The 26,529-nt window shown below is 76.0% G+C and carries 27 protein-coding genes; 17 read left to right on the top strand and 10 right to left on the bottom strand.

The window, feature by feature from the left end; genetic code table 11:
* Positions 1 to 15: 15 nt before the first annotated feature.
* The 9 genes from ACFVQZ_RS00505 to ACFVQZ_RS00465 all read left to right on the top strand — a co-directional run bounded on the left by ACFVQZ_RS00505 (position 16) and on the right by ACFVQZ_RS00465 (position 10,231).
* Positions 16 to 1,785, top strand: coding sequence for a carbamoyltransferase (locus ACFVQZ_RS00505; RefSeq protein ID WP_383618505.1), 1,770 nt, complete (start codon positions 16 to 18; stop codon positions 1,783 to 1,785).
* The gene (locus ACFVQZ_RS00500) at positions 1,782 to 2,876 is read left to right on the top strand and encodes a glycosyltransferase family 2 protein (protein WP_383618504.1); all 1,095 of its coding nucleotides are present in this window, start codon (positions 1,782 to 1,784) and stop codon (positions 2,874 to 2,876) included. Before ACFVQZ_RS00505 ends, ACFVQZ_RS00500 begins: the two co-directional genes overlap by 4 nt.
* Positions 2,873 to 3,544: an HAD family hydrolase gene (locus ACFVQZ_RS00495; RefSeq protein ID WP_081959151.1), complete on the top strand. Its 672-nt coding sequence runs from the start codon at positions 2,873 to 2,875 to the stop codon at positions 3,542 to 3,544. The genes ACFVQZ_RS00500 and ACFVQZ_RS00495 overlap by 4 nt, the downstream gene beginning before the upstream one ends.
* Entirely contained in the window at positions 3,541 to 4,614 is a 1,074-nt protein-coding gene (locus ACFVQZ_RS00490) for a glycosyltransferase family 9 protein (RefSeq protein WP_051787951.1), read from the top strand. Before ACFVQZ_RS00495 ends, ACFVQZ_RS00490 begins: the two co-directional genes overlap by 4 nt.
* Entirely contained in the window at positions 4,611 to 5,576 is a 966-nt protein-coding gene (locus ACFVQZ_RS00485) for a glycosyltransferase (protein ID WP_383618503.1), read from the top strand. The genes ACFVQZ_RS00490 and ACFVQZ_RS00485 overlap by 4 nt, the downstream gene beginning before the upstream one ends.
* On the top strand, positions 5,573 to 6,907 hold the full coding sequence (locus ACFVQZ_RS00480; protein WP_383618502.1) for a glycosyltransferase: 1,335 nt from the start codon (positions 5,573 to 5,575) through the stop codon (positions 6,905 to 6,907). Before ACFVQZ_RS00485 ends, ACFVQZ_RS00480 begins: the two co-directional genes overlap by 4 nt.
* 74 nt (positions 6,908 to 6,981) lie before the next feature.
* Complete coding sequence (locus ACFVQZ_RS00475; RefSeq protein ID WP_081959155.1) at positions 6,982 to 7,650, top strand: SIS domain-containing protein; 669 nt, start codon at positions 6,982 to 6,984, stop codon at positions 7,648 to 7,650.
* Positions 7,647 to 9,134: a PfkB family carbohydrate kinase gene (locus ACFVQZ_RS00470; protein ID WP_383618501.1), complete on the top strand. Its 1,488-nt coding sequence runs from the start codon at positions 7,647 to 7,649 to the stop codon at positions 9,132 to 9,134. Before ACFVQZ_RS00475 ends, ACFVQZ_RS00470 begins: the two co-directional genes overlap by 4 nt.
* A complete protein-coding gene (locus ACFVQZ_RS00465) occupies positions 9,131 to 10,231 on the top strand; it encodes a glycosyltransferase family 9 protein (protein WP_383618500.1) in 1,101 nt (366 codons plus the stop codon). The genes ACFVQZ_RS00470 and ACFVQZ_RS00465 overlap by 4 nt, the downstream gene beginning before the upstream one ends.
* 5 nt (positions 10,232 to 10,236) lie before the next feature.
* On the opposite strand, the gene ACFVQZ_RS00460 is transcribed toward ACFVQZ_RS00465, so the two are convergent.
* Positions 10,237 to 11,493, bottom strand: a complete 1,257-nt coding sequence (locus ACFVQZ_RS00460) for an MFS transporter (protein ID WP_383619511.1) — start codon at positions 11,491 to 11,493, stop codon at positions 10,237 to 10,239.
* 383 nt (positions 11,494 to 11,876) lie between these two features.
* On the opposite strand from ACFVQZ_RS00460, the gene ACFVQZ_RS00455 reads away from it, so the two are divergent.
* The gene (locus ACFVQZ_RS00455; RefSeq protein WP_030495426.1) at positions 11,877 to 12,623 is read left to right on the top strand and encodes an SDR family oxidoreductase; all 747 of its coding nucleotides are present in this window, start codon (positions 11,877 to 11,879) and stop codon (positions 12,621 to 12,623) included.
* Between the two features lie 37 nt (positions 12,624 to 12,660).
* Complete coding sequence (locus tag ACFVQZ_RS00450) at positions 12,661 to 13,842, top strand: zinc-dependent alcohol dehydrogenase (RefSeq protein WP_383618499.1); 1,182 nt, start codon at positions 12,661 to 12,663, stop codon at positions 13,840 to 13,842.
* A 73-nt stretch (positions 13,843 to 13,915) separates the two neighbouring features.
* Here ACFVQZ_RS00450 and ACFVQZ_RS00445 read toward each other — a convergent pair whose 3' ends face one another.
* From ACFVQZ_RS00445 to ACFVQZ_RS00435, 3 genes are all read right to left on the bottom strand, one after another.
* Entirely contained in the window at positions 13,916 to 14,389 is a 474-nt protein-coding gene (locus ACFVQZ_RS00445; protein ID WP_030495428.1) for a hemerythrin domain-containing protein, read from the bottom strand.
* 82 nt (positions 14,390 to 14,471) lie between these two features.
* Positions 14,472 to 15,284 carry a hypothetical protein gene (locus ACFVQZ_RS00440; RefSeq protein WP_383618498.1) on the bottom strand — a complete coding sequence of 271 codons (813 nt, stop codon included), beginning with the start codon at positions 15,282 to 15,284 and terminating at the stop codon, positions 14,472 to 14,474.
* Positions 15,285 to 15,296: 12 nt separating this feature from the next.
* Positions 15,297 to 15,860: a hypothetical protein gene (locus tag ACFVQZ_RS00435; RefSeq protein ID WP_383618497.1), complete on the bottom strand. Its 564-nt coding sequence runs from the start codon at positions 15,858 to 15,860 to the stop codon at positions 15,297 to 15,299.
* 141 nt (positions 15,861 to 16,001) lie between these two features.
* On the opposite strand from ACFVQZ_RS00435, the gene ACFVQZ_RS00430 reads away from it, so the two are divergent.
* Complete coding sequence (locus ACFVQZ_RS00430) at positions 16,002 to 16,202, top strand: hypothetical protein (protein ID WP_030495431.1); 201 nt, start codon at positions 16,002 to 16,004, stop codon at positions 16,200 to 16,202.
* 72 nt (positions 16,203 to 16,274) lie between these two features.
* Here ACFVQZ_RS00430 and ACFVQZ_RS00425 read toward each other — a convergent pair whose 3' ends face one another.
* The 3 genes from ACFVQZ_RS00425 to ACFVQZ_RS00415 form a co-directional block, all read right to left on the bottom strand.
* Positions 16,275 to 16,634: a hypothetical protein gene (locus ACFVQZ_RS00425; protein ID WP_383618496.1), complete on the bottom strand. Its 360-nt coding sequence runs from the start codon at positions 16,632 to 16,634 to the stop codon at positions 16,275 to 16,277.
* A gap of 94 nt (positions 16,635 to 16,728) precedes the next feature.
* Positions 16,729 to 17,448 (bottom strand): hypothetical protein, encoded by a 720-nt coding sequence (locus ACFVQZ_RS00420; RefSeq protein WP_383618495.1) that lies wholly within the window; start codon positions 17,446 to 17,448, stop codon positions 16,729 to 16,731.
* On the bottom strand, positions 17,445 to 18,086 hold the full coding sequence (locus tag ACFVQZ_RS00415; RefSeq protein WP_383618494.1) for a PadR family transcriptional regulator: 642 nt from the start codon (positions 18,084 to 18,086) through the stop codon (positions 17,445 to 17,447). Before ACFVQZ_RS00415 ends, ACFVQZ_RS00420 begins: the two co-directional genes overlap by 4 nt.
* 183 nt (positions 18,087 to 18,269) lie before the next feature.
* On the opposite strand from ACFVQZ_RS00415, the gene ACFVQZ_RS00410 reads away from it, so the two are divergent.
* The 5 genes from ACFVQZ_RS00410 to ACFVQZ_RS00390 are packed head-to-tail and all read left to right on the top strand — an operon-like array spanning position 18,270 to position 23,414.
* Positions 18,270 to 19,208, top strand: a complete 939-nt coding sequence (locus tag ACFVQZ_RS00410; protein ID WP_030495435.1) for a daunorubicin resistance protein DrrA family ABC transporter ATP-binding protein — start codon at positions 18,270 to 18,272, stop codon at positions 19,206 to 19,208.
* Positions 19,205 to 20,032 (top strand): ABC transporter permease, encoded by an 828-nt coding sequence (locus ACFVQZ_RS00405; protein ID WP_383618493.1) that lies wholly within the window; start codon positions 19,205 to 19,207, stop codon positions 20,030 to 20,032. The genes ACFVQZ_RS00410 and ACFVQZ_RS00405 overlap by 4 nt, the downstream gene beginning before the upstream one ends.
* A gap of 46 nt (positions 20,033 to 20,078) precedes the next feature.
* On the top strand, positions 20,079 to 21,014 hold the full coding sequence (locus ACFVQZ_RS00400; protein ID WP_383618492.1) for an aminoglycoside phosphotransferase family protein: 936 nt from the start codon (positions 20,079 to 20,081) through the stop codon (positions 21,012 to 21,014).
* A gap of 52 nt (positions 21,015 to 21,066) precedes the next feature.
* A complete protein-coding gene (locus ACFVQZ_RS00395; protein WP_063835325.1) occupies positions 21,067 to 21,801 on the top strand; it encodes a TetR family transcriptional regulator in 735 nt (244 codons plus the stop codon).
* Between the two features lie 38 nt (positions 21,802 to 21,839).
* Positions 21,840 to 23,414, top strand: a complete 1,575-nt coding sequence (locus ACFVQZ_RS00390; protein ID WP_383619509.1) for an MDR family MFS transporter — start codon at positions 21,840 to 21,842, stop codon at positions 23,412 to 23,414.
* 74 nt (positions 23,415 to 23,488) lie between these two features.
* Here ACFVQZ_RS00390 and ACFVQZ_RS00385 read toward each other — a convergent pair whose 3' ends face one another.
* From ACFVQZ_RS00385 to ACFVQZ_RS00375, 3 genes are read right to left on the bottom strand one after another with little or no spacing between them, the layout of a single operon-like run.
* Positions 23,489 to 24,130, bottom strand: coding sequence for a lactate utilization protein C (locus ACFVQZ_RS00385; protein ID WP_383618491.1), 642 nt, complete (start codon positions 24,128 to 24,130; stop codon positions 23,489 to 23,491).
* The gene (locus tag ACFVQZ_RS00380) at positions 24,127 to 25,551 is read right to left on the bottom strand and encodes a LutB/LldF family L-lactate oxidation iron-sulfur protein (RefSeq protein ID WP_383618490.1); all 1,425 of its coding nucleotides are present in this window, start codon (positions 25,549 to 25,551) and stop codon (positions 24,127 to 24,129) included. The genes ACFVQZ_RS00385 and ACFVQZ_RS00380 overlap by 4 nt, the downstream gene beginning before the upstream one ends.
* Positions 25,548 to 26,303 carry a (Fe-S)-binding protein gene (locus ACFVQZ_RS00375; RefSeq protein ID WP_383618489.1) on the bottom strand — a complete coding sequence of 252 codons (756 nt, stop codon included), beginning with the start codon at positions 26,301 to 26,303 and terminating at the stop codon, positions 25,548 to 25,550. Before ACFVQZ_RS00375 ends, ACFVQZ_RS00380 begins: the two co-directional genes overlap by 4 nt.
* Between the last annotated feature and the right edge of the window lie 226 nt (positions 26,304 to 26,529).

The following is a 26,529-nucleotide window of genomic DNA, read 5'->3' as shown; positions in this document are numbered from 1 at the left end:
CCGGAAGGCACCACCATGCGCGTTCTCGGCATCAACGCCCTCTTCCACGACCCCGCCGCCGCCCTGGTCATCGACGGCGTCACCGTCGCCGCGGCGGAGGAGGAACGCTTCTCCCGGCGCAAACACGGCAAGCGGCCCGTGCCGTTCTCCGCCTGGGAACTGCCCGAACAGTCCGCCCGCTGGTGCCTGGAACAGGCCGGGCTCCGCCCCGCCGACCTCGACGTCGTCACCTACTCCTACGACCCCGAACTCTCCTGCCCCGCCGAGGCCCTGGGCCTCGACGACCCCTGGGACGACCTGCGCCAGGCGTACGCCCGGCACGCCGCCGGCTTCCTCGCCACCGCGCTGCCCGGACTCGACCCCGCCACCGTCCGCTTCGTCCCCCACCACATGGCGCACGCCGCCTCCGCCGCGTACGCCGCCGAGGGCGCCGACACCTCCTCCGTCCTCGTCCTCGACGGGCGCGGCGAGCGCACCTCCCACCTCGCCGCCCGCCGCCGGGGCGAACACCTCGAACCGCTCCGGGCCCAACTCCTCCCCGAATCGCTCGGACTGACCTACGAGGAACTGACCGAACACCTCGGATTCCTGCGCTCCTCCGACGAGTTCAAGGTGATGGCACTCGCCTCCCACGGCACCCCGCGGATGGCCGCGGAGATCCGCCGGTACGTCCACCCCACCGGCGACGGCGGATTCCGCGCCCACGGCGTCCCCTGGACGGAACTCTGCCCGCCGCGCGCCCCCGACGCCCCCTGGACGGCCGACCACGCCGACCTCGCCGCCAGCGCCCAGCTCGTCCTGGAGGACACCCTGCTCGACCTCGTGCGCTGGCTCCACGGGCAGACCCACGACGAACTGCTCACCCTGGCCGGCGGCGTCGCCCTCAACTGCGTGGCCAACTCCCGCATCGCCCGCGAGGGACCGTTCGCCCGCGTCTGGGTGCAGCCCGCCGCCGGAGACGCCGGAACCGCCCTCGGCGGGGCGCTGCTGGCCACGGCGGAGACGGGCGAGCCGCCCGTGCCGATGCCCGGCGCCGCCCTCGGCCGCGGCTGGTCGGACGCCGAGATCGCCGGCCGGCTGAAGACGGCCGCCGTCCCCTTCGAACGGCCTCCCGACATCGCCGTCGCCGTCGCCGAGACGCTCGCCGCCAACGGGATCGTCGCCTGGTTCCAGGGCCGTTCGGAGTACGGCCCCCGCGCCCTCGGCCACCGCTCGCTCCTCGCCCACCCCGGACACGCGGGCAACCTGGAGCGCCTCAACGACATCAAGGGCCGCGAACAGTTCCGTCCGGTCGCCCCCATGGTCCTCACCGAGCGGTCCGCCGACATCTTCGACGGCCCGTTGCCCAGCCCGTACATGCTCTTCGTGCACGACGTCGACCCGGCCTGGCGCGACCGCATCCCCGCCGTCGTCCACGTCGACGGCACCGCCCGGATCCAGACCGTCGACCGGCGCCACGAGCCGCTGGTCGCGCGGATGCTGGAGGAGTTCGAGCGGCGCACCGGACTGCCCGTGGTCGTCAACACCAGCCTCAACACCGCCGGCCGGCCCATGGTCGACGACCCCCGCGACGCCCTGGAGTGCTTCGGCTCCACCCCGGTCGACCTCCTCGCCATCGGCCCCTTCGCCGTCCGCCGCAGCGCCCTGTTCCAGAACGGGGCGGGCGCCGACGGAGCGACCGGGGGAGGGGTGAACGGCGCGAGCACCACCTACGGCGCCGCCGACGACAAACGCGAAGAACCCGACGGGCCGGAGAACGTCGACGGCGGAGGGTGCGTCCGATGACCGCGCACCCGGCCCCCGGCCCCCGCCGCCCCGCCCCGCCCCGCTACGCCGTCGTCGTCCCGACCGTCGGACGGCCCAGCCTCCAGCACTGCCTGGCGGCCCTCGCCCGGGCCACCGAGGACGTCCCCCCGGCCCGGATCGTCGTCGTCCACGACCGGCCGCCCCATGACGGCACCGCCACCGACGTGCCGGTGCCCGCCGCCCTCCGCGACCGCACCACCGTCGTGGCCGGCCCCGGCCGCGGCCCCGCCGCCGCGCGGAACGCGGGCGCCCGGCAGGCCGGCGACGTCCCGTGGATCGTCTTCCTCGACGACGACGTCGTCCCCTCCCCGCACTGGGGCGCCGAACTCGCCCAGGACCTGGCCGGCCGGCCCGACACCGTCGCCGCCGTCGCCGCCCGCATCCACGTGCCGCTGCCCGAGGACCGGCGCCCCACCGACGCCGAGCGCAACACCGCCGCCCTCGCCACCGCCCGCTGGATCACCGCCGACATGGCCGTCCGCCGCACCGCCCTCGCCCGCGTCGGCGGCTTCGACGAACGCTTCCGCCGCGCCTTCCGCGAGGACGCCGACCTCGCCCTGCGCCTCCTCGACGACGGCTGGCGCCTCGCCCAGGGCAGCCGGCGCACCGCCCACCCGCCCCGCCAGGGCGGACGCTGGCTCTCCGTCCGCCAGCAGGCCGGCAACGGCGACGACGTCCTCATGCGCCGCCTGCACGGGCCCGACTGGCGTGCCCGCGCCGACGCGCCCGCCGGCCGTCTGCCCCGCCACCGGGCCGTCACCGCCGCCGGGCTCGCCGCGCTCGGCTGCGCCCTCGCCGGACGGCCCCGCGCCGCCGCCCTGTGCGCGGCGCTGTGGGGCGCCGGAACCGCCGAGTTCACCCTGGTCCGCGTCCGTCCCGGCCCCCGCACCCGCACGGAGGTCCTCGACATGGTCGTCACCAGCGCCGCCATCCCGCCCGCCGCCACCTGGTACTGGCTCCGCGGCCTCGTCGCCCACCGCGCCGCCCGCCCCCGCCCCGCGCCGGCGCCCGCGGCCGGAGCCCCGGCCGCCCGCCCGGTCCCCGGCACCCTGCGGGAGGCGACGGCATGACCACCGCACCCGCCCCGCGCCCCTGGCTGTCCAGCCGCCCCGGAACCGCCGGCACGTCCGTGTGGCGGGCCGCGCACCGCGACGGCCCCGAAGCCGTCCTCTTCGACCGGGACGGCACCCTCGTCGACGACGTCCCCTACAACGGCGACCCGCGGCGCGTCCGCCCCCGGCCGGGCGCCGAGGAGGCGCTGCGCCGGCTGCGCTCACTCGGGATCCCGGTGGGCGTCGTCAGCAACCAGTCGGGCGTCGCCCGCGGGCTGCTGACCCGCCGTCAGGTCCGGGCCGTCAACCACCGCGTCGACCTGCTCCTCGGCCCCTTCGCCGTCTGGGCCGTGTGCCCCCACGGCCCCGGCGACGGCTGCGCCTGCCGCAAACCCGCGCCCGGCCTCGTCCTCGCCGCCTGCGCCCGGCTCGGCGCCCGCCCCTCCCGCACCGTCGTCATCGGCGACATCGGCAGCGACATGGACGCCGCCCGCGCGGCGGGCGCGAGCGGGGTGCTCGTCCCCACCGACGTCACCCGGCCCGCCGAGATCGCCGCCGCCCCCCGTACCGCCCCCGACCTGCCCACGGCCGTCCGGATCGCGCTCGACACGCCGTTGTGGACCGGGGAGGCGGACGCCACGGGGCCGGCGCTCGCCGCGGGACCGCACCCGGGCGGTGCGCGATGAGAACAGGCCCCCGCACGCTGGTCGTGCGGCTCGACAGCGCCGGCGACGTGCTCCTCGCCGGGCCCGCCGTCCGCGCCGTCGCCGCCGGCTCCTCCTGGACGGCGATGCTCTGCGGCCCGCAGGGCGCGCCCGCCGCCCGGCTGCTGCCCGGCGTCGACGAGGTCGTCGTGTACGAGGCCCCCTGGGTCGGCCTCGACGCGCCGCCCGTCTCCGCCGCCGCCTGCGACCGGCTCGTCGAGACCCTGGCCGCCGGCCGCTTCGACCGCGCCCTCGTCCTCGTCTCGTACCACCAGAGCCCGCTGCCGATCGCGCTGCTGCTGCGGCTCGCCGGCATCGGGTGGATCGGCGCCGACTGCGAGGACTACCCGGGCGCCCTCCTCGACCTGCGCCACCGCCGGGGCGACCGGCGGCACGAGGCGGAGGCCGCGCTCGACCTGGCCCGCGCCGCCGGATACGCGCTGCCGCCCGGCGACGACGGCGGCCTCCGCGTCACCCTCCCGCCCGGCGCCGCCGCCCCCCGCGGCGTACCGCCCCTGCCCCGCCCGTACGTCGTCCTGCACCCCGGCGCCGCCGTCCCCGCCCGGGCGTGGAGCCCCCCGCGCGCCGCCCGGGCCGCGGCCGCCCTCGACGCCGCAGGGCACCGGGTCGTCGTCACCGGCGGCGCCGCCGAACGGGACACGACCGCTCTCGTCGCCGGACGCCACGGCATCGACCTCGGCGGTGCCACCACCGGGCTCGGCGACCTGGCCGGCGTCCTCGCCGGCGCCGCCGCCGTCGTCACCGGCAACACCGGCCCCGCCCACCTCGCCGCCGCCGTCCGCACCCCCGTGGTGTGCCTCTTCGCCCCCGTCGTCCCGGCCGAACGCTGGCGGCCCTACGGCGTCCCCCACGTGCTGCTCGGCGACCAGGGCGCCCCCTGCGCGCTGACCCGGGCCCGCGCCTGCCCCGTCCCCGGACACCCCTGCCTCGACGCCGTCGGCGACGACGAGGTCGTGGCCGCCGTGGCCGCCCTCCTGGCACCGGACCCGACCGCCGGGCCCGCCAGGGCGAAAGGAGCGATGAGCGCATGAACATCCTGCTGTGGCACGTCCACGGCTCGTGGACGACCGCCTTCGTCCAGGGCCCGCACACCTACCTGGTGCCGGTCACCCCCGACCGCGGACCCGACGGACGCGGCCGGGCGCAGACCTTCTCCTGGCCCGCCACCGTCCGCGAGGTCCCCCCGGAGGAACTGCCCGACACCCCCGTCGACCTCGTCGTGCTGCAACGCCCGCACGAGGAGGAACTGGCCACCCGCTGGCTCGGCGGCCGGCGGCCCGGCCGCGACGTCCCCGCCGTGTACGTCGAGCACAACACGCCCCGCGGCGAGGTGCCCCTCACCCGCCACCCCACCGCCGACCGCGACGACCTGACCCTCGTCCACGTCACCCACTTCAACCGCCTCATGTGGGACAACGGCGGCACCCGCACCGAGGTCGTCGAACACGGCGTCGTCGACCCCGGCCACCGCTACACCGGCCGGCTGCCCCGCGCCGCCGTCGTCGTCAACGAACCCGTCCGCCGCAACCGGTTCGTCGGCACCGACCTGCTCCCCGCCCTCGCGCGGGAGGCACCGCTCGACGTCTTCGGCATGCGCACCGACGGACTCGCCGCCCACCTCGGCCTGCCCGAGGACCGCTGCCGCACCCAGGACCTGCCCCAGGAACACCTGCACGCCGCCATGGCCCAGCGCCGCCTCTACCTGCACCCCGTGCGCTGGACCTCGCTCGGCCTCTCCCTCATCGAGGCCATGCTCCTCGGCATGCCCGTCGTCGCCCTCGCGACGACCGAGGCGATCGAGGCCGTCCCGGCCGGCGCCGGCACCCTGTCCACCCGCCCCGAGGTCCTCGCCGAGGCGGCCCGCCGCTACCTCGCCGACCCCGCCGAGGCCGCCGCCGACGGCGCCCGCGCCCGCCAGGCGGCCCTCGAACACTACGCACTCAAGCGCTTCCTGGCCGACTGGGAGCGCGTCATCGCGGAGGCACGCTCATGACGTCCCTGCCCCGGACCCACCGCACCCAGGTCCACCCGGCGCCGACCACGGCCCCGGCCCTCGACGCGCTCCGGGCCACCGGCCCGGCCCCCGCCGCCCCGGCGGCCCGCGCACCCCTCTCCATCGCGCTCGTCTCCGAACACGCCAGCCCGCTCGCCGTCCTCGGCGGCGTCGACGCCGGCGGACAGAACGTCCACGTCGCCCAGCTCGCCGGCGCCCTCGCCGACCGCGGCCACCAGGTCACCGTCTACACCCGGCGCGACGACCCCGGCCTGGACGTCACCGTGCCCCTGCGGCCCGGCGTGCTCGTCCACCACGTACCGGCCGGCCCCGCGGCACCGATCCCCAAGGACGACCTCCTGCCCCACATGGAGCCGTTCGCCCGCTACCTCGCCCAGCAGTGGTACGAGGAGCCGCCCGACGTGGCCCACGCCCACTTCTGGATGTCCGGGGTCGCCACCCTCCGGGCCACCGAGCACACCCGCGTCCCGTTCCTCCAGACGTACCACGCCCTCGGCACCGTCAAGCGGCGGCACCAGGGCGACGCCGACACCAGCCCGCCCGCCCGCGTCTCCTGGGAGCGGCGCGTCGGCCTCGGCTGCGACCGGATCGTCGCCACCTGCCGCGACGAGGTCGAAGAACTCGCCGCCATGGGCATCGCCCGCTCCAAGACCGACATCGTGCCCTGCGGCGTCGACCCCACCGTGTTCCGCCCCGACGGCCCGGCCGCCCCCCGCGGCCCCTACCGGCACCGGCTGCTGCACCTCGGCCGGCTGGTCCCGCGCAAGGGCGCCGCCGTCTCCGTCGCCGCCCTCCGCGGTCTCCCCGACACCGAACTCGTCATCGCCGGCGGCCCGCCCCGCGACGTCCTCGACACCGCCCCCGAGGTCCGCCGGCTGCGCGCCCTCGCCGTCGACGCCGGAGTCGCCGACCGCGTGTACTTCACCGGCGCCGTCCCCCGGCCCGCCGTCCCCGCCCTCATGCGGAGCGCCGACGTCATCCTCTGCCCCGCCGACTACGAACCCTTCGGCATCGTCCCGCTGGAGGCCATGGCCTGCGGCCGGCCCCTCGTCGCCAGCGCGGTCGGCGGCCAGCTCGACTCGGTCGCCCACGGCGTCACCGGACTCCACGTGCCGCCCGGGCAGCCCCGGCCCCTCGCCGCCGCCGTACGGCTCCTCCTCGCCGACCCGGCCCTGCGCGCCCGGTACGGAGAGGCCGGACGCCACCGCGTCCTGCGCCGCTTCTCCTGGGCCAGCGTCGCCGCCGCCACCGAGGACTCCTACCGCGCGGTCATGACCGCCTCCCACCCGTCCGTGACCGGAGCCCCCTGACCGCACCGCCCCGGACGGACCCCCGACAGAGGAAGGAGGTGCGGCCCGGACCCCCGCGTCCCGGCCGACCCCCCATGGACCACACCCGGACCCTGCTGGAGGCACGCCGGCACTGCCGGTCCCTCTGCCACGCGCTCGAAAGCCTCGAAGGCACCGAACTCGCGCGCCTCGCGCGCTGGGGCGGCCGCCTCGCCGACGTCCTCACCGCGGGAGGCCGGCTGCTCGCCGCCGGCAACGGCGGCAGCGCGGCCCAGGCCCAGCACCTGACCGCCGAACTCGTCGGCCGCTACCGCGAGGAACGGCCCGCCTACTCCGCCCTGTCCCTGCACGCCGAGACCTCCAGCGTCACCGCCATCGGCAACGACTACGGCTTCGACGAGGTCTTCGCCCGCCAGGTCGCCGCCCACGGCAGGCCCGGCGACCTGCTCATCCTGCTCTCCACCTCGGGCCGCAGCCCTAACCTCCTCACCGCCGCCGCCACCGCCCGCGCCCGCGGCCTCGGCGTCTGGGCCCTCACCGGCCCCGCGCCCAACCCGCTGGCCCAGGCCGCCCACGACGCCGTCTGCGTCGACGGCGCCACCACCGCCACCGTCCAGGAAGCCCACCTGGTCGCCGTCCACCTGCTCTGCGCCTGCTTCGACGCCGCCCTTCCCGACGCCCAGGCCGACCAGCGGCGGGCGCCCGCCCTGGACGCCCTGGCGCGCGAGGCGCTGCGGCCCACCGTCGTCGGAGGGGCGCCGTGAACCGCGGGCCGCTCGTCGTCGTCGGCGACCTCCTCCTGGACGAGGACATCGAGGGCACCGCCGACCGCCTCGCCCCCGACGCCCCCGCCCCCGTCGTCGACATCACCGCCGTACGACGACGGGCCGGCGGCGCCGGACTCGCCGCCCGCCTCGCGGCCGCACTCGCCGCCCGCCCCGACGACGAGGTCGTCCTCATCACCGCCCTCGGCACCGACCCCGCCGCCGACGCCGCCCGCCGCGCCCTCGGCGACCGGGTCCGCGTCGTCCCGCTGCCCCTGCGCGGCACCCAGCCGGTCAAGACCCGGGTCCTCGCCGGCGGCCGGCCCCTCGTCCGGCTCGACCGCGGCGGCGGCAGCCCCGGAGCGCCCACCGCGGAGGCCCTGGCGGCCCTCCGCACCGCCCGCGCCGTGCTCGTCTCCGACTACGGCCGCGGCACCCCCGACGCCCTCCGCCCCGCCCTCGCCGCCGCGGCCCGCCGCGTCCCCGTCGTCTGGGACCCCCACCCCCGCGGCGGACCGCCCGTCCCCGGCACCCGCCTGGCCACCCCCAACGCCAAGGAGGCCGCCCACTGCGCCGAGGACTCCGACCCCGCGCCGGCGGCCCCGCCGCACGCCACCACCGGCACCCCGGCACCCGCGGGCACCGCGCTGCGCGCCCACGCCGCGCGGGGCGCCGCGCTCGCCGCCCGCTGGGGAGCCGTGCACGTCGCCGTCACCCTCGGCGCCGACGGCGCGCTGCTCACCCGCGCCGGCCCCGGAGCGCCCCTGCTCGTGCCCGCGCCGCCCGTCACCGGGGGCGACCCGTGCGGCGCGGGCGACTGCTTCGCCGCCGCCGCCACCGTGGCCCTCGCCGACGGCGCCCTCCCCGAGGAGGCCGTGGAACGGGCCGTCGCGGAAGCCGCCGCGTTCGTGGCCGCCGGCGGCGCCGGAGCCGTACCGGAACCACCGGACCGGCCCCGTACGCCGGAACCGGACGGCTCGCGGGCCCGCGCGGCCGAACCCGCCGCACCGCCGAGCGACGCCTTCGAGCTGGCCCGCCGGACCCGGGAGCGCGGCGGCACCGTCGTCGCCACCGGCGGCTGCTTCGACCTGCTGCACGCGGGCCACGTCGGCCTTCTCGAACGAGCCGGACGCATCGGCGACTGCCTGATCGTCTGCGTGAACTCCGACGCCTCCGTCACCCGCCTCAAGGGACCGGGCCGCCCCCTCACCCCGCTCGCCGACCGCATCCGCGTCCTCGAAGCCCTCGGCAGCGTCGACGCCGTCGTCGCGTTCGACGAGACCACGCCCGAGCGCCTGCTCGACCGGCTGCGCCCCGACGTGTGGGTCAAGGGCGGCGACTACACCCCCGACGACCTGCCCGAGGCCGCCGCCCTCCAGCGATGGGGCGGCCAGACCGTCGTCCTGCCCTACCTCGACGGCCGCTCCACCACCTCCCTCACCCGGCGCGCGGCCAGGGCCGCCGCGGACCCGGCGGACCGATGACCCGGGCCCCCCGCACCCCCGCCGCCCCCGGACGCCGCACCGGCGCCCGGCCGGCCGCCGCCGGCCCGTACGCCCTCGCCGGTCCCCGCGGCAGCCGGCCCGAGGTGCTCGTGCTGCGCGCGCTCGGCACCGGCGACCTGCTGACCGCCGTACCGGCCCTGCGCGCCCTGCGCCGCGGGCTGCCCGACCACGAACTGCTGCTCGCCGCACCCGCCGGCCTCGCACCGCTGGCCCGGCTCACCGGCTGCGTCGACCGCCTGCTGCCGACCACCGCACGGGACCGCGAGGTGCCGGCCGACCTGCCGCCCACCGCCGGCCGCCCCGCCCTCGCGGTCAACCTGCACGGCAGCGGACCCGCCAGCCACCGGCTGCTCGCCCGGCTCGACCCCGGCGCGCTGTGGGCCTTCCGCCACCCGTCGGTGCCCGGGGTCCCGGGCCCCGCCTGGCTGCCCGACGAGCACGAACGGCACCGCTGGTGCCGGCTGCTGCGCTGGTACGGGCTCGCCGCCGACCCCGACGACCTGCGGATCGACCCGCCCGACACCGCCGGCGCACCCGACGCCGTCGCGTATCCGCCCCCGGTGGTCCTGCACCCCGGCGCCCAGGCGCCCTCGCGCCGCTGGCCCGTGGACCGCTTCGCCGCCGTCGCCCGCGAGGTCCGCCGCGCCGGCCGGCCGGTCGTCGTGACGGCGGGGCCGGGGGAGGAGACGCTGGCGCGGGCCGTCGCCGAACGGGCCGGTCTCGCGCCCTCCGCCGTCCGGGGCGGAGCCGACGGCCTGCCGTTCGACACGCTGTGCGCCCTGCTCGCGGGCGCCGCGTGCGTGGTCGTGGGGGACACCGGCATCGCCCATCTCGCCACGGCCCTGGGAGCCCGCTCCGTCGTGCTCCACGGCCCGGTGTCACCCGCGCTGTGGGGACCGCCCCAGGACGACGGACGGCACACCGTCCTGTGGCACCCCGACCCGGGGGACGCCGGCCGGCCCGGGGACCCGCACGCGGACCGCCCCGACCCTCGGCTGCTGCGCATCGGCGTCGACGAGGTGGTCGCCGCCGTCCTCGCGCCCGCCCGGGTCGCCCCGGCGGGAGCCGCGTCGTGACCGGGTCAGGCCGCGCTCTCCAGCGCGGGCCGGGCCAGGGCCGGCCGGACCGCCGGACCCTCGGCCACCAGGGGCACGGCCGCCACGGCCCGGCGGCCGTGCAGCAGCCAGCCGGCCGTCACGGCGGCGGCGACCACCACACCGCCCGTGACCAGGGCGCCGCGCGCGCCCAGCAGCTCCATCAGCAGTCCGAGGGCGGGAGGCGCGGCGAGGCTCCACAGCGTCCGGACGCTGTTCCACGCGCCGAGCACCCGGCCGCGCATCCGCGGCGGCGGATCGGTCTGGAGCACGGTGTTCTGGGCGGTGTCGGAGACGGACTCGGCGACCGCCATCGGCAGCGCGAGGACGACCAGGAACGCCAGGGACGGGGACGCCCCCGCCACCACCTGGAGCAGCGCGCCGCCCGCGGTGAGCAGGGCGACCAGACGCACCCGCGGCGCGCGGAGCCGGGCGCCGAGCACGGCGCCGACGATGCCGCCGACGGCGAGCGCCGACGACACGGCGCTGAACGACCCGGCGGAGCCCGCGAGCGGACCGGTGACCAGGACCGCCAGCGTCAGCGAGTAGTTCCGGCCGAACAGGGCGCTCACCGCGTTCAGTCCGGCGAGCGCGACGAGCCGCGGGCGGCGCGCGAAGAACACCAGACCGCCCCGCACGCTCGTGTCCTCGGCCTCCCCCGCCCCGCCGCTGTCGACGGAGACCGCGGGTTCCTGGGGCCGTACCAGCACGAGGAACGGGATGACGGCCGCCACGAAGAAGAACGACACGGCGTTCGCGGCGTACGCGGCGGCCGTGCCGAACGCGGCGACGGTGACGCCCGCCAGCGCGGCGCCCGCCAGCCGGCCGCCGCTGTGGGCGAGCGAGCCGACGCCGATCGCGGACGGCACGTCGGCGGCCGGGACCAGGTCGTTGCCGAGCAGCGCGCAGGCAGGGCCGTCGATCGTGGCGATCAGCCCGGTGACGACCGCCAGGCCCATCAGCACCGGCAGGCTCAGGCCGTCGGTCGCGACCAGGAGGGCCGTGGTCAGCGCGACGAGGCCCAGCGCGACCTGCGCCAGCGCCGCCGTCGCCTTGCGCGGCAGCCGGTCCACGGCGGCCCCGCCGAGCAGGCCCACCAGCAGACCGGGGGCCGCCTGAGCGGAGAGGGACAGGCCGGCCGCGGCCGGCGATCCGGTGATCTGGAGGACCAGCAGGTTCTGGACGGTCAGCTGCATCCAGGTGCCGACGCTGGACACCAGGTGGGCGACGGCCCACCACCGCATGCTGCGGTGGCGCAGCGACCGCCACGGCGAGCGGTCGTCCCCGGCGGCCGGGGGCGCGGAGAGGCCGCGAGGGTTTCGGGGGTTGCGGGACAGGGGCGGGAGCAGACGCAAGGAGGGCACGGGACGACCTGGTGCCGCGCGGACACGCGGCGGGAAAGGGAGGCGGAGTCGGGCGGACGCGGCCCGCCGGGTCCGTGGAGGACCCCGGCACCGGGCGGACGACCGTCGGCCATCGTGGCAGACGGTTCCCGAGAAGCACGGTGGCCGCCGTCACAGACCCCGCCCCCGCCCACCCCCGACACCTCAAACCTCCCCGCCCCGCAAGGGGTTGGGAACCGCGTGGGCTTGCTCACACACGCTCGGACGACGGAGGAGACACAGCGATGAACAGTGCAGCGGAGACCACCCCGCACGCCCGGCAGGCGCTCGTCACCGGCGGCGCGCGCGGACTCGGCGAGGCCATCGTGCGCCGGCTCGCCGGCTCGGGCACGGAGGTCCTGGTGGCCGACGTCCGCCAGGAGCAGGCGAAGGAACTGTGCGAGAGCCTGCTCGCCGAAGGGCTCAAGGCCCGCCCGGTCGGCCTGGACGTCCGCGACGCCGAGGCGGTCGGCGAACTCTTCGCCGACCTCGACGCCGCCGGCGACGCCGTCGACGTCCTGGTGAACTGCGCGGCCGTCGACGTCACCAAGTCCGTGTCCGAGCTCACCGCCGAGGAGATCACCCGGGTGATCACCACCGACCTGCTCGGCCCGATGTACCTGTGCCGCGAGGCGTTCCGCCGGATGGCCGGCCGCGGCGGCGGCCACATCGTCAACATCCTCTCGACCGCCGCTCTCCGCACCTGGACCGAGGCCGGGCCGTACGCGGCGGCCAAGACCGGCCTGCGGGCCTTCACCCACACCCTCTTCCAGGAGGCGCGCCGCGACTGCCCCGGCATCGGCGTCACCGGCGTCGTCGCGGGCGGCATGGAGACGCCGTTCATCATGGACCGCTTCCCCGACACCGACACCGAGCTCCTGCAGAGCCCCGACGTCGTCGCCGACGCCGTGATGTTCGCCCTGTCCGTGCCCGCCGGCAGCGCCGCGGCCGAACTCGTCGTCGTACCCCGCCGCGAGGTGTCCTGGCCGTGACGCGGCGGCACCGGCACACGGAAGGAAGGTGGCCGCGATGAAGGCCGTCACATGGCAGGGCCGCCGCAAGGTCTCGGTGGAGACCGTGCCCGACCCGGCGATCCAGGACCCCACGGACGTGATCGTCCGGATCACGTCGAGCGGGCTGTGCGGCTCGGACCTGCACCTGTACGAGGTGCTGGGGGCGTTCCTCGACCCGGGCGACATCCTCGGGCACGAGCCGATGGGCGTGGTCGAGGAGGTGGGCCCCGAGGTGCGGAGCCTGTCACCCGGCGACCGGGTCGTCGTCCCGTTCAACATCTCCTGCGGCACCTGCGCGATGTGCCGCGACGGCCTCCACTCCCAGTGCGAGACCACCCAGGTCCACGCCTATGGCACCGGCGCCGCCCTCTTCGGCTACACCAAGCTGTACGGGCAGGTGCCGGGCGGCCAGGCGGAGTACCTCCGCGTCCCGTTCGGCGACACCCTCCCCATCGCCGTCCCCGAGGGCCCGCCGGACGACCGCTACGTCTACCTCTCGGACGTCCTGCCCACCGCCTGGCAGGCCGTCGAGTACGCGGACGTGCCGCCCGGCGGCTCGCTCGCCGTCCTCGGCCTCGGGCCCATCGGCGACATGGCCTCCCGCATCGCGCTGCTGCGCGGCGCCGGCCTCGTCATCGGCCTCGACCCGGTGCCCGAACGGCGGGAGCGGGCCGCGGCCCGCGGCGTCCACACCGTCGACCCGGGCGACGGCACCGATCCGGTCGAGCGGGTCCGGGACCTCACCCAGGGCCGCGGCCCGGACGCCGTCATCGACGCCGTCGGCATGGAGGCGCACGGCGCGCCCGTCGCCCGCGGCCTGCACGCGATGGTGGCCCGCCTGCCGGACGCCGTCGCCCGGGGCCTCATGCGGCGCTTCGGCGTCGACCGGCTCTCCGCGCTGCACCTCGCGGTGGAGCTGGTCCGGCGCGGCGGGACGGTGTCGCTGTCCGGCGTGTACGGAGGAGCGGCCGACCCGATGCCGCTGCTCGTCATGTTCGACAAGCAGCTGACGCTCCGCATGGGGCAGGCGAACGTGCGCCGCTGGGTCGACCGGCTGCTGCCGCTCCTCGGCGACGACGACCCGCTGGGCGTCGACGACTTCGCCACCCACCGGGTGCCGCTGGCCGAGGCCCCGGAGGCGTACGACATGTTCCAGACCAAGCGCGACGGAGCGGTGAAGATCCTCTTCAAGCCCTGAGGTCCAGGACACGCGAGCGGCACCGGCGTCCTCCTCGGAGGCTGCCGGTGCCGCTCGCTTGTGCGCGGCCGGTTCAGGAGTCGGCGCTCGGCACCTCCAGCGGAGACGCGGGGGCGTTCTTCCGCTCCTGCTCCATCCGCTCGCCGAGCTCGACCAGCCGGTTGCGGCCCATGGCCTTGCGCACCTCCGGGAACCAGTCGTTCTCCTCCTCCTCGACGTGGTGCCGGACGTTCTCCATCAGCACCGTCATCTTGGCGTCGAAGCGCTCGTCCTCCGGGTCGAGCCCGTCGAGCTCCGACATCATCCACAGCACGGCGTGGTGCTCCTCGACGCTCTCCAGGACGTGGTCCTTCGTGTCGGGCGCGGCCTCGCGCGCCGCCGGGTAGAACACCTGCTCCTCGATCCAGGTGTGCGCGGTGAGCTCCCGGATGACCTCGTCGGCGATCTCCCGCTTGCGGCGGTGGTCGTCGTCGCCCGCCCGCTCGAACTCCTTGAACAGCTTCTCCACGGTCTTGTGGTCCTGGCGCAGCAGCACGATGCCGTCCATGGGCACTCCTCTTCGCCGGTGCGGCGGCCGTCCGGACCGGCCGCCGCGATGTCCTCCCAGCGTGTGCCCCGAACGCGCGTGCTCAGCCGTCCGCGGGCGGCGCGGCCCGGACTTCACCCGAACGCGCGTCCTCGTCGGGCGACCCCGTGCTGAGCAGCCGGTGGAAGAACGAGCGGTAACTGCGCAGAGCGGTCCGCAGGCTCTCGGTGTCGACGTCCTCGCCCTGCCGCCACTGGCCTTCGAGCCGCCTGCGGTGGTCGGCGAAGGTGGCGGAGAGCTTGTCCATCACGTCGGCCACGAGCGCGTCGGCCTCGTGCACGGCCCGGCGCGGGTCGTCCACGAACAGGCTCTGCAGCTCCCGCCAGCGGGTCCGGAACCCCTCCTCGTCGCCGGGGTCCATGAGGCGCGGCGCGGTGTCCGCCGAAGAGGCGCCACCGCCGGCGGCCGGGGCGGCCGGGGCGACGGAGGAGGTCCGGTCGTCGGCCGTGGAGCCGCCGGTACGGGAGCCCGCGTCGGGCTCGGCGAAGCCGCCGGGCCCCATCCCGGCGCCGGCGCCGGCTCCGTCCTCGGGGGCGGTACCGGTTCCGGCTTCGGCGCCGCTCCCGCGCCCGATGCCCCGGCCGGGCCCGACGCCGCTGCCCGGCCCGACGCCGCTGCCGGGCCCGGTCCCGGGCTCCGGACCGGCTTCGTCGCCCTGACGGGCCGCGCGCTCCTGACCCGCCTCGTCCCCCTGCCCGGTCCCGGTCGCCTGCGTACGTGTCCCGTCCGCGTCACCGGCGCGCCGCCCCGGCGTGTCGACGGCCTCGCCCGGGTACAGGGGCGGCCTGTCGCTGCCCCGCCCGGCATCGGTCCGGTCGGTCCGGTCGGGCCGCTCGGGGGTCTCGTTCTCGTGCATGGCGAGCGCCTCTCAGGACCGGCCGGAGCCGGACCGGTTTCCGTCGGAGAGCAGTTCGTCGAAGAGGACCCGGTAGTGGATCATCGCTCCCCGCAGCTGCTCGGTGGTGGCCCGGTGGTCGGCGCTCAGCCGTTCGACCTCGTGCGCCGCCCGGTAGTGCTCCAGGGTGCGGCCGTGCTCCACCGACAGGTCGCGGGCCCGCTGCTCGAAGTCGTCGGTGGGATAGCCGCGCTCCTGCATCAGGGCCGTCACGAGCCGGTCCGCGTCGTGGACCGCCTCCTCGGGGCGGTCGACGAACTGCTCCTGCACGCCGCGCCACTCGTCGGCGTACCGTTCCGCCAGGCCGGGGTCGAGCGGCCGGACGTTCAGGGACTCGTGCCGCTTCTCGCGGTCCTCCAGTTCCTGTTCGGCGGCTCGCCGACTGCCCGTCTCCTCGACGGTGCGGTCGTACTCGGGGCCGAAGCGCTCCCGCAGCCGGCGCTTCCGCCGCCGGCTCAGGAAGACCGCCACGGCGGCCAGAAGGAGGATCACCACCGCGACCGGGATGATGATGGCCAGAAGTGTTCCGGTGGACATGAGCCGACCCCCTTGACGGTGACGGGCCCGGACCCCTGCGCCTGCCCGGCGCCAAGCCGCTGAAACGGTCCGCGCATGAAACCGCCCGCTGCCGGTCACACGCCGGGGAAGAGTCCGGTCGCAACCGGCAGGAGGCACCCCATGGGCAACCCCCAGCAACCCGAACAGCGGCGCAGCGGCAAGGGCGCCGGCACCCCGCAGGACAGTGCGTCGCTCAAGGCCGGCCAGGGCCCGCGCCCGCAGCGCGGCGGCAGGCCGCACGGCACCGACAAGGGCGGACGCGGCGGCGGCGAGGGCGGCGGAACCCCGCCCGACCAGCAGGAGACCCCCGAGGAGGCCTGACAACGGCTCGCCCGACACCGGGGCCACCGGTGACCACCGGTGGCCCTGCTCCGCGTTCGGCCGGACGGGCGCTCACCGCCCGCCGCACGACGCCTTCCCCCAGGCGATCAGCCAGCCCGTCTCCTTCGCCGCGTCCATCAGATAGGCCGGGCTCATCCGGCCGCGCGGCACGTAGACGAGGTCCACGAGGAGGAAGGTGAGCGCGGTGCCGATCCCGGTGCGCCGGGCGTACCGCAGACCCTCGGGGGTGTTCGCCGCCCCCAGCATGGTGACCCCGGCCGAGAACAGCAGTCCCGCCGACGCCTTCTGCAGCCAGTGGTCCGTCTTGGGCCCGTAGACCCGCTCGAAGGTACGCAGCGACACCAGCGGCCACAGACCGCCGACGACGTTGAACAGGCCCTGGGCCCGGGCCACGGTGGCCGGAGCGACCATCTCGATCAGGTCCTTTCCCGGTCGGCCGCGCGGGGCGGCGGTGGGGCGTCCTCCCGCGACTGGCCGGAAGCCGGCCCGCCAAACCCCGCCCTGGTCAGGCCGCCCGTACCCAGAGCGCCACGACGCCGAGGACGAGGAGAGCGACCGCCCCCCACCTGGCCACGGCCCGGTGAGCCGGGGACGACCCGTCCCCGGCGGTGGCCGCCAGGCATTCCCGCAGCCCGTCGTCGGGCCAGTCCGGGCCGGTGCCGGACAGGAGGCGGACGGGGTCCGTGTGCCGCCAGCGCCGGAAGTCGGCGGCCAGGCCGCTCAGCGGCCCGCCGGCGGCGGGCCCCCGCCCCGCGCCGAGGCGGTCCAGGTCGGCCAGGGTCTCCGCGAAGAGCGGCCGGACGCGGTCGCCGTCGCCGGCCAGCGCGCCGGTCCGCAGGAGCACGTACGGGCCGAAGCGGGTGTCGACGTACGCGGCGAAGGCGTCGACGACGGGCGCGTACCGCTCGCCGATCAGGCCGGTCAGCCCGTCCCGCCGTCCGCGCAGGCGCGCCACCGCCGCGCGCCGCTCCGCCACCAGGTACGGGTACGTGGTGGCGCCCCAGTCGTCCAGCAGCTCCGCGTGCTCGTCGGTGCCGGCGTCCTCGGTGTCGGCGACCCGCGCCTCCGCGAGGTCCCCGGGGCCGAACAGCGCCCACCACAGCAGCGGCGGCCAGTCCTTGGCCACGAGTTCCGCCGAGCCGTCGAAGAAGCCGGCCCATTCGCCGGCCGACCCGTCGGGCATCCGGGGGAAGGGGGCGCCGCCGAGGTGCAGCCGCAGGCTCACCGGGCCGGGTCCTCCGGCCGGGGGCCGGTGGCGTACGGGTTCTCCTCGCCCTCGGCGAGCACACCGACGAAGGGGGCGCCCTCGCCGGCGAAGGTGTAGGCGCCGCCTTCGATGCGCTCGATCAGGCCGCGCGTCCACGCGGCGCCGCTGTCGGCCGCGTGCACCCACATGTTCATGATCTCGCCGATGTGGCCGAGCTGTTCCGGCCCCTCCTCGGGCGTGTAGTACTCGGTGACCGAGGACCGCCACCGTTCGAGGCCCTCGATCCGCTGCCGCAGGAGCGCGACCGCCTCGTCCCGCGGCAGGTCCACGAGGAAGCCGATCCCGGCGGACAGCACGTCGGTCTTCTGCTCGTGCGAGCTCAGGGCCTCGCGCAGCAGCCGGAAGTACTCCTCGGTGCCCTGGTCCGTGATCTCGTACTCGACGCGCGGCGGGCCGCCGGCGGTGCTCGGCGCGACCTCGTGGGCGAGGAGGAGTCCCTGCTTCGCCATCTGCTTGAGCGCGTGGTAGATCGAGCCGGGCTTGGCGTTGGACCACTCGTGGGCGCCCCAGTACTCCAGGTCGTTGCGGACCTGGTAGCCGTGGGCGCGTCCGTGCTGGCGGACGGCGCCGAGGATCAGCAGCCGGATCGCTGACATGCGCGCTTCCTCTCCCGTCCCCCGAAGGCGGTGATCACCCGCGCCACTCTACAAGTTTGACTAGCGGTGGGGCGGGGACCCTCGCCCCCGCACTCTAATCAAGTTTGACTAGTCGGGGAAGTGTGCCGTACGGTGGCGCCTCGCTCTAGTCAAACTTGACTAATGAACTCTCAGGGAGGGCGTGTGTCCGACCACGATCTGGCGATCGTCGCCGACGGCCTGCGGAAGCGGTACGGGGCCAAACAGGCCCTCGACGGCCTCGACCTCACCGTCCGGGCCGGTACCGTCCAGGGCGTTCTCGGCCCCAACGGCGCCGGGAAGACCACGGCGGTGCGGATCATGTCCACGCTGCTCCGCCCCGACGAGGGGCGGATCGAGGTGGCGGGGCTCGACGTCCGGACCCGCGCCGACGAGGTGCGGGCGCGGATCGGCCTGCTCGGCCAGCACGCCGCCGTCGACGAAGAGCTCAGCGGGCGGCAGAACCTGGAGATGTTCGGCCGCCTCCACCACCTCGGCGCCCGCCGCGCCGGGCAGCGGGCCGACGAACTCCTCGCCCGGTTCGGGCTCGCCGACACCGGCGACAAGGCGGTCGGCCGGTACAGCGGCGGCATGCGCCGCCGGCTCGACCTGGCGGCGTCCCTCATCGCCCGGCCGCACGTGCTCTTCCTGGACGAGCCCACCACCGGACTCGACCCTCGCGGGCGCACCGAGGTGTGGAACGCGGTCCGCTCGCTGGTGGACGGCGGCACGACCGTCCTGCTCACCACCCAGTACCTGGAGGAGGCCGACCAGTTGGCCGACCGGATCGCCGTGATCGACCACGGCAGGGTCATCGCGGAGGGCACGGCGGACGAGCTGAAGGCCCGCACCGGCGGCGACCGCGTCGACGTCGTCGTCCGCGACGCCGCCCAGGTGGACCGCGCCGCCGCCCTCCTCCCCGGCGACGTGCGGGTCGACCCCGACCGGCGTCTGGTCAGCGCCTCCGTCACGGACCGGATGGCCGCGCTGACGGAGACCGTACGGGCCCTCCAGGCGGCCGGGATCGAGGCCGAGGACATCGCCGTCCGCCGGCCGACCCTCGACGAGGTCTTCATGCATCTGACGAAGGAGGACGCCGCATGAGTACGACGGTCCACGCCGTGGCCACCGCGCCCCGCACCCGCTCCCGGCTGGGCTGGGCCCTCGCCGACTCCTGGACGATGACCAGGCGCGAACTGGCCCACTGGGCGCGCCGGCCCGTCCAGGTCGTCGTCGGCCTGGTCTTCCCGGTGATGCTGCTGCTGATGTTCGGCTACCTGATCGGCGGCGGCCAGGGCGTCGACGGCGACTTCAAGGCGTACCTGGTGCCCGGCATGCTCGCCATGACCATGGCCTTCGGACTGGAGGCGACGATGCTCGCCGTCACCCAGGACCTCGGCAAGGGCGTCATCGACCGGTTCCGCGCGATGCCGATGACCTCCGGCGCGGTCCTGGTCGGACGGAGCGTCGCCGACATGCTCCAGTCGGCGGTCGGCCTGGCCGTGATGCTCACGGTCGGGTACGCCGTCGGCTGGCGCTGGCACGAGGGGTTCGCCTCGTTCCTGGCGGCGGTGGGCCTGCTGTTGCTGCTGCGCTTCGCGATGCTGTGGATCGGGATCCACCTGGCGATGGTCGCCGGCAAGCCCGAACTCGTCCAGGCCGTGCAGATCCTGGTGTGGCCGGTCGGCTTCCTCTCCAACGCGCTCGCCTCGCCCGCGTCGATGCCGCCGTGGCTCGGGGCGGTCGTGGAGTGGAACCCGCTGTCGGCGACCGCCACGGCGGTGCGCGACCTGTTCGGCAACCCGGGCGCCGGCGGCGACTCCTGGGCCGCGGCCCACGCCGGACTCCTCGCCGTCGCCTGGCCGGTGGCGCTGATCGCGGTCTTCTTCCCCCTGGCGGTCCGCCGCTTCCGCAACCTCAGCCGCTGAGGCCACGGCCCCGGCGGGTCCCGCCCGCCCGGCGTAGGGTGCCGGGATGTTCGCGATGCCCGAGGAGTTCGTACGGACCACGGTCGAGCGGGAAGGAGAGGCCGGCGAGGAGTGGCTGGCCCGGCTGCCCGGGATCGTGGCGGAGCTGACCGAGCGCTGGGAGTGCGTGCCGGACGGGGCGGTGACGCACGGGGGAGTCGGCGTCGTCGTTCCCGTACGGCGGCGGGACGGCGACCCGGCCGTGCTGAAGGTGTCGTTCCCGCACCCCGGCAACGTCCACGAACCGGACGCGTTCGTCGCGTGGGGCGGGCGCGGTGCCGTGCTGCTGCACGCGTGGGACGACGAGCGGTTCGCGATGCTGCTGGAGCGGGCCCACGCGGCGACCCTCGCGGAACTCGCGGACGGCGAGGAGGTGGTCGCGGTCGCCGGGCGGCTCGGCCGCCGCCTCGCCGTTCCCGCGCCGCCCGGCCTGCCCCGGCTGAGCGCGCGCGCCGACGCGTGGGAGGAGCAGCTGCGCCGGGACGCGGCCGAGCTGCCGCACGCCCTGCCGGACCGGGTCCTCGGCGCGGCCCTCGCGACCGTACGGGACCTGGGCCGGGTTCAGCCGGAGACCGTCGTCCACGGCGACCTGCACGGCCGGAACATCCTGCGCGCCGACCGCGAGCCGTGGCTGGCCGTCGACCCCAAGGGGCTCGTCGGCGACCCCGCGTACGACGGCGGCACCCTGCTGAAGTCCCGCGCGCTGACGCTGCTGGACGCCGGCGACCTGGGCCGGGCCGTCCACCGGCTGCTGGAAGTCTTCGCCGACGCGGCGGAGGTCGACCGCGCGCGCGTGAGCCGCTGGGCCCAGCTGCACGCCGTCCAGGCCGCGTTCTGGGCCCGCCGCCACGGCTTCCGGGTCGCCCGCGGCGGTCCGCGGCTCGACCTGATCACCGCGTTCGCCGACGCCCTCGCGGAACTCCTCACCGACAGCGGGGACTGAGCGCCCCCGAAAGGATTTTTGCAGGGTCTGCATTTTTGCGTACCATGCAGCCATGGTCGAGGGGGTGTCCGCCGAGGGCGGACTCAGGGAACGGAAGAAGCGGGCGACGCGCGCCGCGCTGGTCGAGGCGGCGGTACGGCTGGCCGCCGAGCACGGTGCCGAGCACGTGACCGTCGACGCCATCAGCGCCGCCGCCGGCGTCTCCACCCGCACCTTCTTCAACTACTTCGACTCCCGTGACGAGGTCTTCGTCATGGTCGGCGCCGACGCGGGCGAACGGGTCCGCCGGGCCGTCCTCGCCGCGCCGCCGGAGCTGTCCCCCCTGGACGCCCTCCGCGACGCCTTCGCGGCGGAACTGGAAGAGGTCGAACAGCAGAAGGAGCTGTGGCGCCTCCACGCGGACGTCCTCCGCAAGGCACCCCAGCTCCTCGCCCGCCGGATCGGCGCCCACATGGCCGACGAACTCGGCCTCGCCGAGACCCTCGCCGAACGCATCGGCACCGGCTCACCGCTCTTCGCCGGCGACCGGCCCGAGTTCGCCTCGCCCGGCGACGAGGAACGGCGGCGCGCCCTGGGCCTCTACCCGCGGCTGCTCGCCTCCGTCGGCGGCGCGGCGCTCCGCGTCGCCTTCGAGCACTGGTCCGTCCGGCAGGAGGAGGTCTCCTTCGCGGACGTCTTCCGCGAGACCTTCGACCACCTCGCCGCCGGGCTCGTCCCGCCCCCCGGCACCCCCCCGGCACCCCCGCCTCCCACGACTGACGAACCACCCAGAAAGAGAATGCAGTGACCTCACCAGCGGCGCCGGTCCAGGCGTCCCCGGCCGCCATGACGGACCGGCAGATACTCCAGGCGATGTCCGGTCTGATGGCGGGCATGTTCGTCTCCATCCTGGCCGGCACCGTGGTCGCCAACGCGCTGCCCCGGATCATCGCCGACCTCGGCGCCACCCAGTCCTCGTACACCTGGGTCGTCACCGCCGAACTGCTCGCCATGACGGCCACCGTGCCGCTCTGGGGCAAGCTCGCCGACCTCTACAACCAGAAGCTGCTCCTGCAGATCTCCCTGAGCCTGTTCGTCGTCGGCTCGCTGCTCGCCGGGTTCTCCCACGAAGTCGGGCTGCTGATCTTCAGCCGCGTCGCCCAGGGCATCGGCGCCGGCGGTCTCACCGCCCTCGCGCAGGTCGTGATGGCGGCCATCATCCCGCCGCGCAGGCTCGGCAAGTACGCCGGCATCTTCGGCGCCGTGTTCGCCGTCGGCACCGTCGCGGGCCCGCTCATCGGCGGCGTCCTCGTCGACACGTCCTGGCTGGGCTGGCGCTGGTGCTTCTTCATCGGCGTCCCCTTCGCGCTGCTCGCGATCGTGCTGCTCCAGCGCACCCTCAAGCTGCCCGACCTGCGCCGCGAGGCGAAGATCGACTACCTGGGCGCCTTCCTCATCGTCGCCGGCGTCTGCGCGCTGCTCATCTGGGTGACGCTGGCCGGCAACAGCTTCGACTGGGCCTCCTGGCAGACCGCGGCGCTGACCGGCGGCGGCCTCGTGCTGCTCGTCGCGGCCGTCCTCGTCGAGGCCCGGGTGCCGGAGCCGGTCATCCCGCTCGGCATCTTCCGCAACCGCACCGTCACGCTCACCACCGTCGCGAGCCTCTTCGTCGGTCTGGCGATGTTCGGCGGCACCGTCTTCCTGTCGCAGTACTTCCAGATCTCCCTGGGCAAGTCCCCGACGGTCGCGGGCCTGATGAGCCTGCCCATGATCCTCGGCCTCCTGGTCTCCTCCACCGTCGCCGGACAGATCATCAGCAAGACCGGCCGCTGGAAGGCGTACCTGGTGGCCGGCGCGGTCACCATGACGGCCGGCCTCGGGCTGCTCGCCACGATCGGCGCCGACACCTCCTTCGCCCTGACCAGCCTCTACATGGCCGTCATGGGCGTCGGCGTCGGCATGCTGATGCAGAACCTGGTCCTGGCCGCGCAGAACGACGTACCGGCCTCCGAACTGGGCGCCGCGACCTCGGTCCTGTCCTTCTTCCGCAGCCTGGGCGGCACCATCGGCACCAGCGTCCTCGGCGCCATCCTCGCCAACCGGGTCGCCTCCGAGATGTCCAAGGGTCTCGCGGACGCCGGCGTCCCCGCCGACGGCGGCGGCGCCGCCGGCCACGGCGCCGTCCCGGACATGTCGACGCTCCCCGGCCCGCTCCGCGAGATCGTGGAGCACGCCTACGGCGTCGCCACCGGCGAACTGTTCCTCATCGCCACCCCGTTCGCCGCCCTCGCGCTGCTCTGCGTCCTCTTCGTGAAGGAGAAGCCGCTCAAGACCACCAGCGGCATGCAGCGCCTCGCCGAGGAGGCCGGGGACGGCACCCCGGACGGCCCGTCCCGCACCCCCGCCGACGCTCCGGCGTAACGCGCCCGAGCCACACGCCCGCGGCCTCCCGCACCCTTCGACGGTGCGGGAGGCCGCGGGCGTCTGCCGTACCCCTACGCGTCGGTGAGGAGGACCACCAGCAGGACGCGGGGGCCGTGCACCCCCTCGACGCGGTCGAGTTCGATGTCGCTGGTCGCAGAGGGCCCGGAGATCCACGTCAGCGGGCGCGCCGGGTCCAGGCGGGGCAGCGCCAGCGGCACGGAGGCGACGATCTGGGCGGCGCCGCGGACGACGCAGACGTGCAGGTCGGGGACGAGGGTGAGGGCCCGGCGGCCCTGGCCCGGCCCGCCGTCCAGCACGATCGTGCCGGTCTCGGCGATCGCCAGCGCGCAGCCCGTGACCACGGCGTCCGTGGCGTCCAGCTCGTACGGGGTGAGCGCGGCGTTCCCGTCGTGGCGCTGCTCCGCCGTCGTCGCGGACAGCCAGGCCGCGGGCAGGCCGGGCGGCACGGCGACCGTGCGGGCGCCGTGCCGGTCGAGCAGGTCCGCGACGAGCGCGGGCAGACCGGCCTCCGTGGTGCGGTGCACGCTCGCCCGGTAGTCGGCCAGGTTCGCGTGGAGGAGGTCCAGGAGCGCCGCCGGGTCGGCGGGGGCGTGGGCGGTGAGGTAGCCGCGCTCGGGTTCCCCGGCGGCGGGCGCGTCGGCGAGCGCGCGGCGGACCCGGCCGAGGATCCGCTCGCGGGAGGTTTGGGTCACGTGCGGTTCCTCTTCCACCAGTCGCGGAACGGTTCGGCGGGCATCTCGGGCAGGTCGCGGCTCTCCGTCCACGCACCGGCGCCCGGCCCGGGTAGCTTCCTCGGGTGCAGGGCGCGCGTCCTCGACGCGACCCGCTCGCCCGCGGCGAGGACGCCGGGGCGGTCGAGCACCCACGCCGCCGCCTTCACGGCGGCCTTCTCCAGGCGGTGCCCCTTGCCGCCCCGCTCCGCGACCTTCTCCCGCAGGTGGACGAGGACTTCGGGGATGTCGATGGCGACCGGGCACACGTCGTAGCAGGCGCCGCACAGCGAGGACGCGTACGGCAGGGAGGCGTCCACCTCACTGGCGGTGCCGCGCAGCTGCGGGGTGAGGATCGCGCCGATCGGACCGGGGTAGACGGAGCCGTACGCGTGCCCTCCGGCCCGCTCGTACACCGGGCAGACGTTGAGGCAGGCGGAGCAGCGGATGCAGCGCAGGGCCTGGCGGCCGACCTCGTCGGCGAGCGCGTCGGTGCGGCCGTTGTCGAGGAGCACCAGGTGGAAGGTGCGCGGGCCGTCCGCGTCCGTCGTCCCGGTCCACATGCTCGTGTACGGGTTCATCCGCTCGGCCGTCGAGGAGCGGGGGAGGGTCTGGAGGAAGACCTCCAGGTCCCGCCAGGTGGGGACGACCTTCTCGATGCCGACCACGGAGATCAGCGTCTCGGGGAGGGTGAGGCACATCCGGCCGTTGCCCTCGGACTCGACGACCACGAGGGTGCCGGTCTCGGCGACCATGAAGTTCGCGCCGGAGATCCCGACCTTGGCGCGGAGGAACTTCTCGCGGAGGTGCAGCCGGGCCGCCTCGGCCAGCTCGGCGGGGGAGTCGGACAGGCCCTCCGGCGCCGGGCGGCCCCACCTCCCCATCGTGTCGCGGAAGATGTCGCGGATCTCGCCGCGGTTGCGGTGGATGGCGGGGACGAGGATGTGCGAGGGCCGGTCCTCGCCGAGCTGCACGATCAGCTCGGCGAGATCGGTCTCGTAGGCGCGGATGCCCTCCGCCTCCAGGGCCTCGTTGAGGCCGATCTCCTGCGTGGCCATCGACTTGACCTTGACGACCTCCGTCTCGCCGGTGGCCTTGACCAGGCCGGCGACGATCCGGTTGGCCTCCGCCGCGTCCGCCGCCCAGTGCACGGTGCCGCCGGCGGCCGTCACGGCCTCCTCCAGCCGCACCAGGTACGTGTCCAGGTGCCGGAGCGTCCGGTCCTTGATCTGCTTCCCGGCCTCGCGCAGCGCGGCCCAGTCCGCGAGCTCGGCCACGGCGACCGCCCGCTTGTCGCGGATGGTGCGGGTGGCGTGCCGCAGGTTCGCGCGCAGGGTGGCATCGCGTACGGCCTCGTGCGCGGCCTTCGGGAAGGCCGGCATGCCGAGGAACGTCCCGCTCATCCGAAGGGCTCCTCTTCCGTGCTCGCCAGGATCTCGGCCAGGTGCAGGACGCGCTGCGGGGCGCCTTGGCGGCGCAGCATCCCGCCCAGGTGCGTCAGGCAGGAGTTGTCGGCGCCGCACAGGACCTCGGCGCCCGTGGACAGGGAGGCGCGGATCTTGTCCGCGCCCATGGCGGCGGACACGTCCGGGTTCTTCACGGCGAACGTGCCGCCGAAGCCGCAGCACTCCTCCGCCCCCGGCAGCTCCACCAGCTCCAGCCCCTTCACCGCCTCCAGCAGCCGGCGCGGCCGGTCGCCCAGGCCGAGCGCGCGCAGTCCGTGGCAGGAGGGGTGGTACGTGACCGTGTGCGGGAAGTACGCGCCGACATCGGTCACCCGGAGCACGTCGACCAGGAACTCCGTCAGCTCGTACACCCGGGGCACGAGCGCGTCGGACGCCCGCGCCAGCGCGTCACCGCGCCCCTCCGCCCGCGCCTTGCGCCCGATGCGCGGATAGTGGTCGCGGACCATGGCGACGCAGGAGCCGGACGGCGTGACGACGTGGTCGTAGCCCTCGAAGGCGCGGGCCGTGCGGCGGACCAGGGGCTCGGTCTCCCGGCGGTAGCCGGTGTTGTACTGCGGCTGTCCGCAGCACGTCTGGTCCCGCGGGAAGTCGACGGTCACACCGAGGCGTTCGAGGAGCCGAACGGTCGCGACGGCCGTCGACGGATGGAGCGTGTCGTTGACGCAGGTGGCGAAGAGGGCGACGCGCATCGGGAGTTCCTCCGACCGGACCGGCGGCACGGGCTGGACGAGGATGGTACCCAGCGCGGCGGGCCCGGGGGGGCCGCGGCCCCCCGCGACCGTTGCGGACCCCGGGCTCGCGGCGCACGCGACCAGGGCCCGCTCGCCGCGCCCGCCCGGGCCCCGAGGGGAGGCATCCGCCGGACGACCCGCCTCGACGGGGCGCCGGGCCCCGTACCGCCGCCGGGATCGGCAC

The sequence above is a fragment of the Streptomyces sp. NPDC057854 genome (assembly GCF_042797055.1).
Taxonomy (GTDB): Bacteria; Actinomycetota; Actinomycetes; order Streptomycetales; family Streptomycetaceae; genus Streptomyces.
Note: the sequence above shows the minus strand (reverse complement) of the source record. Positions and strands in the feature narration are given on the sequence as shown.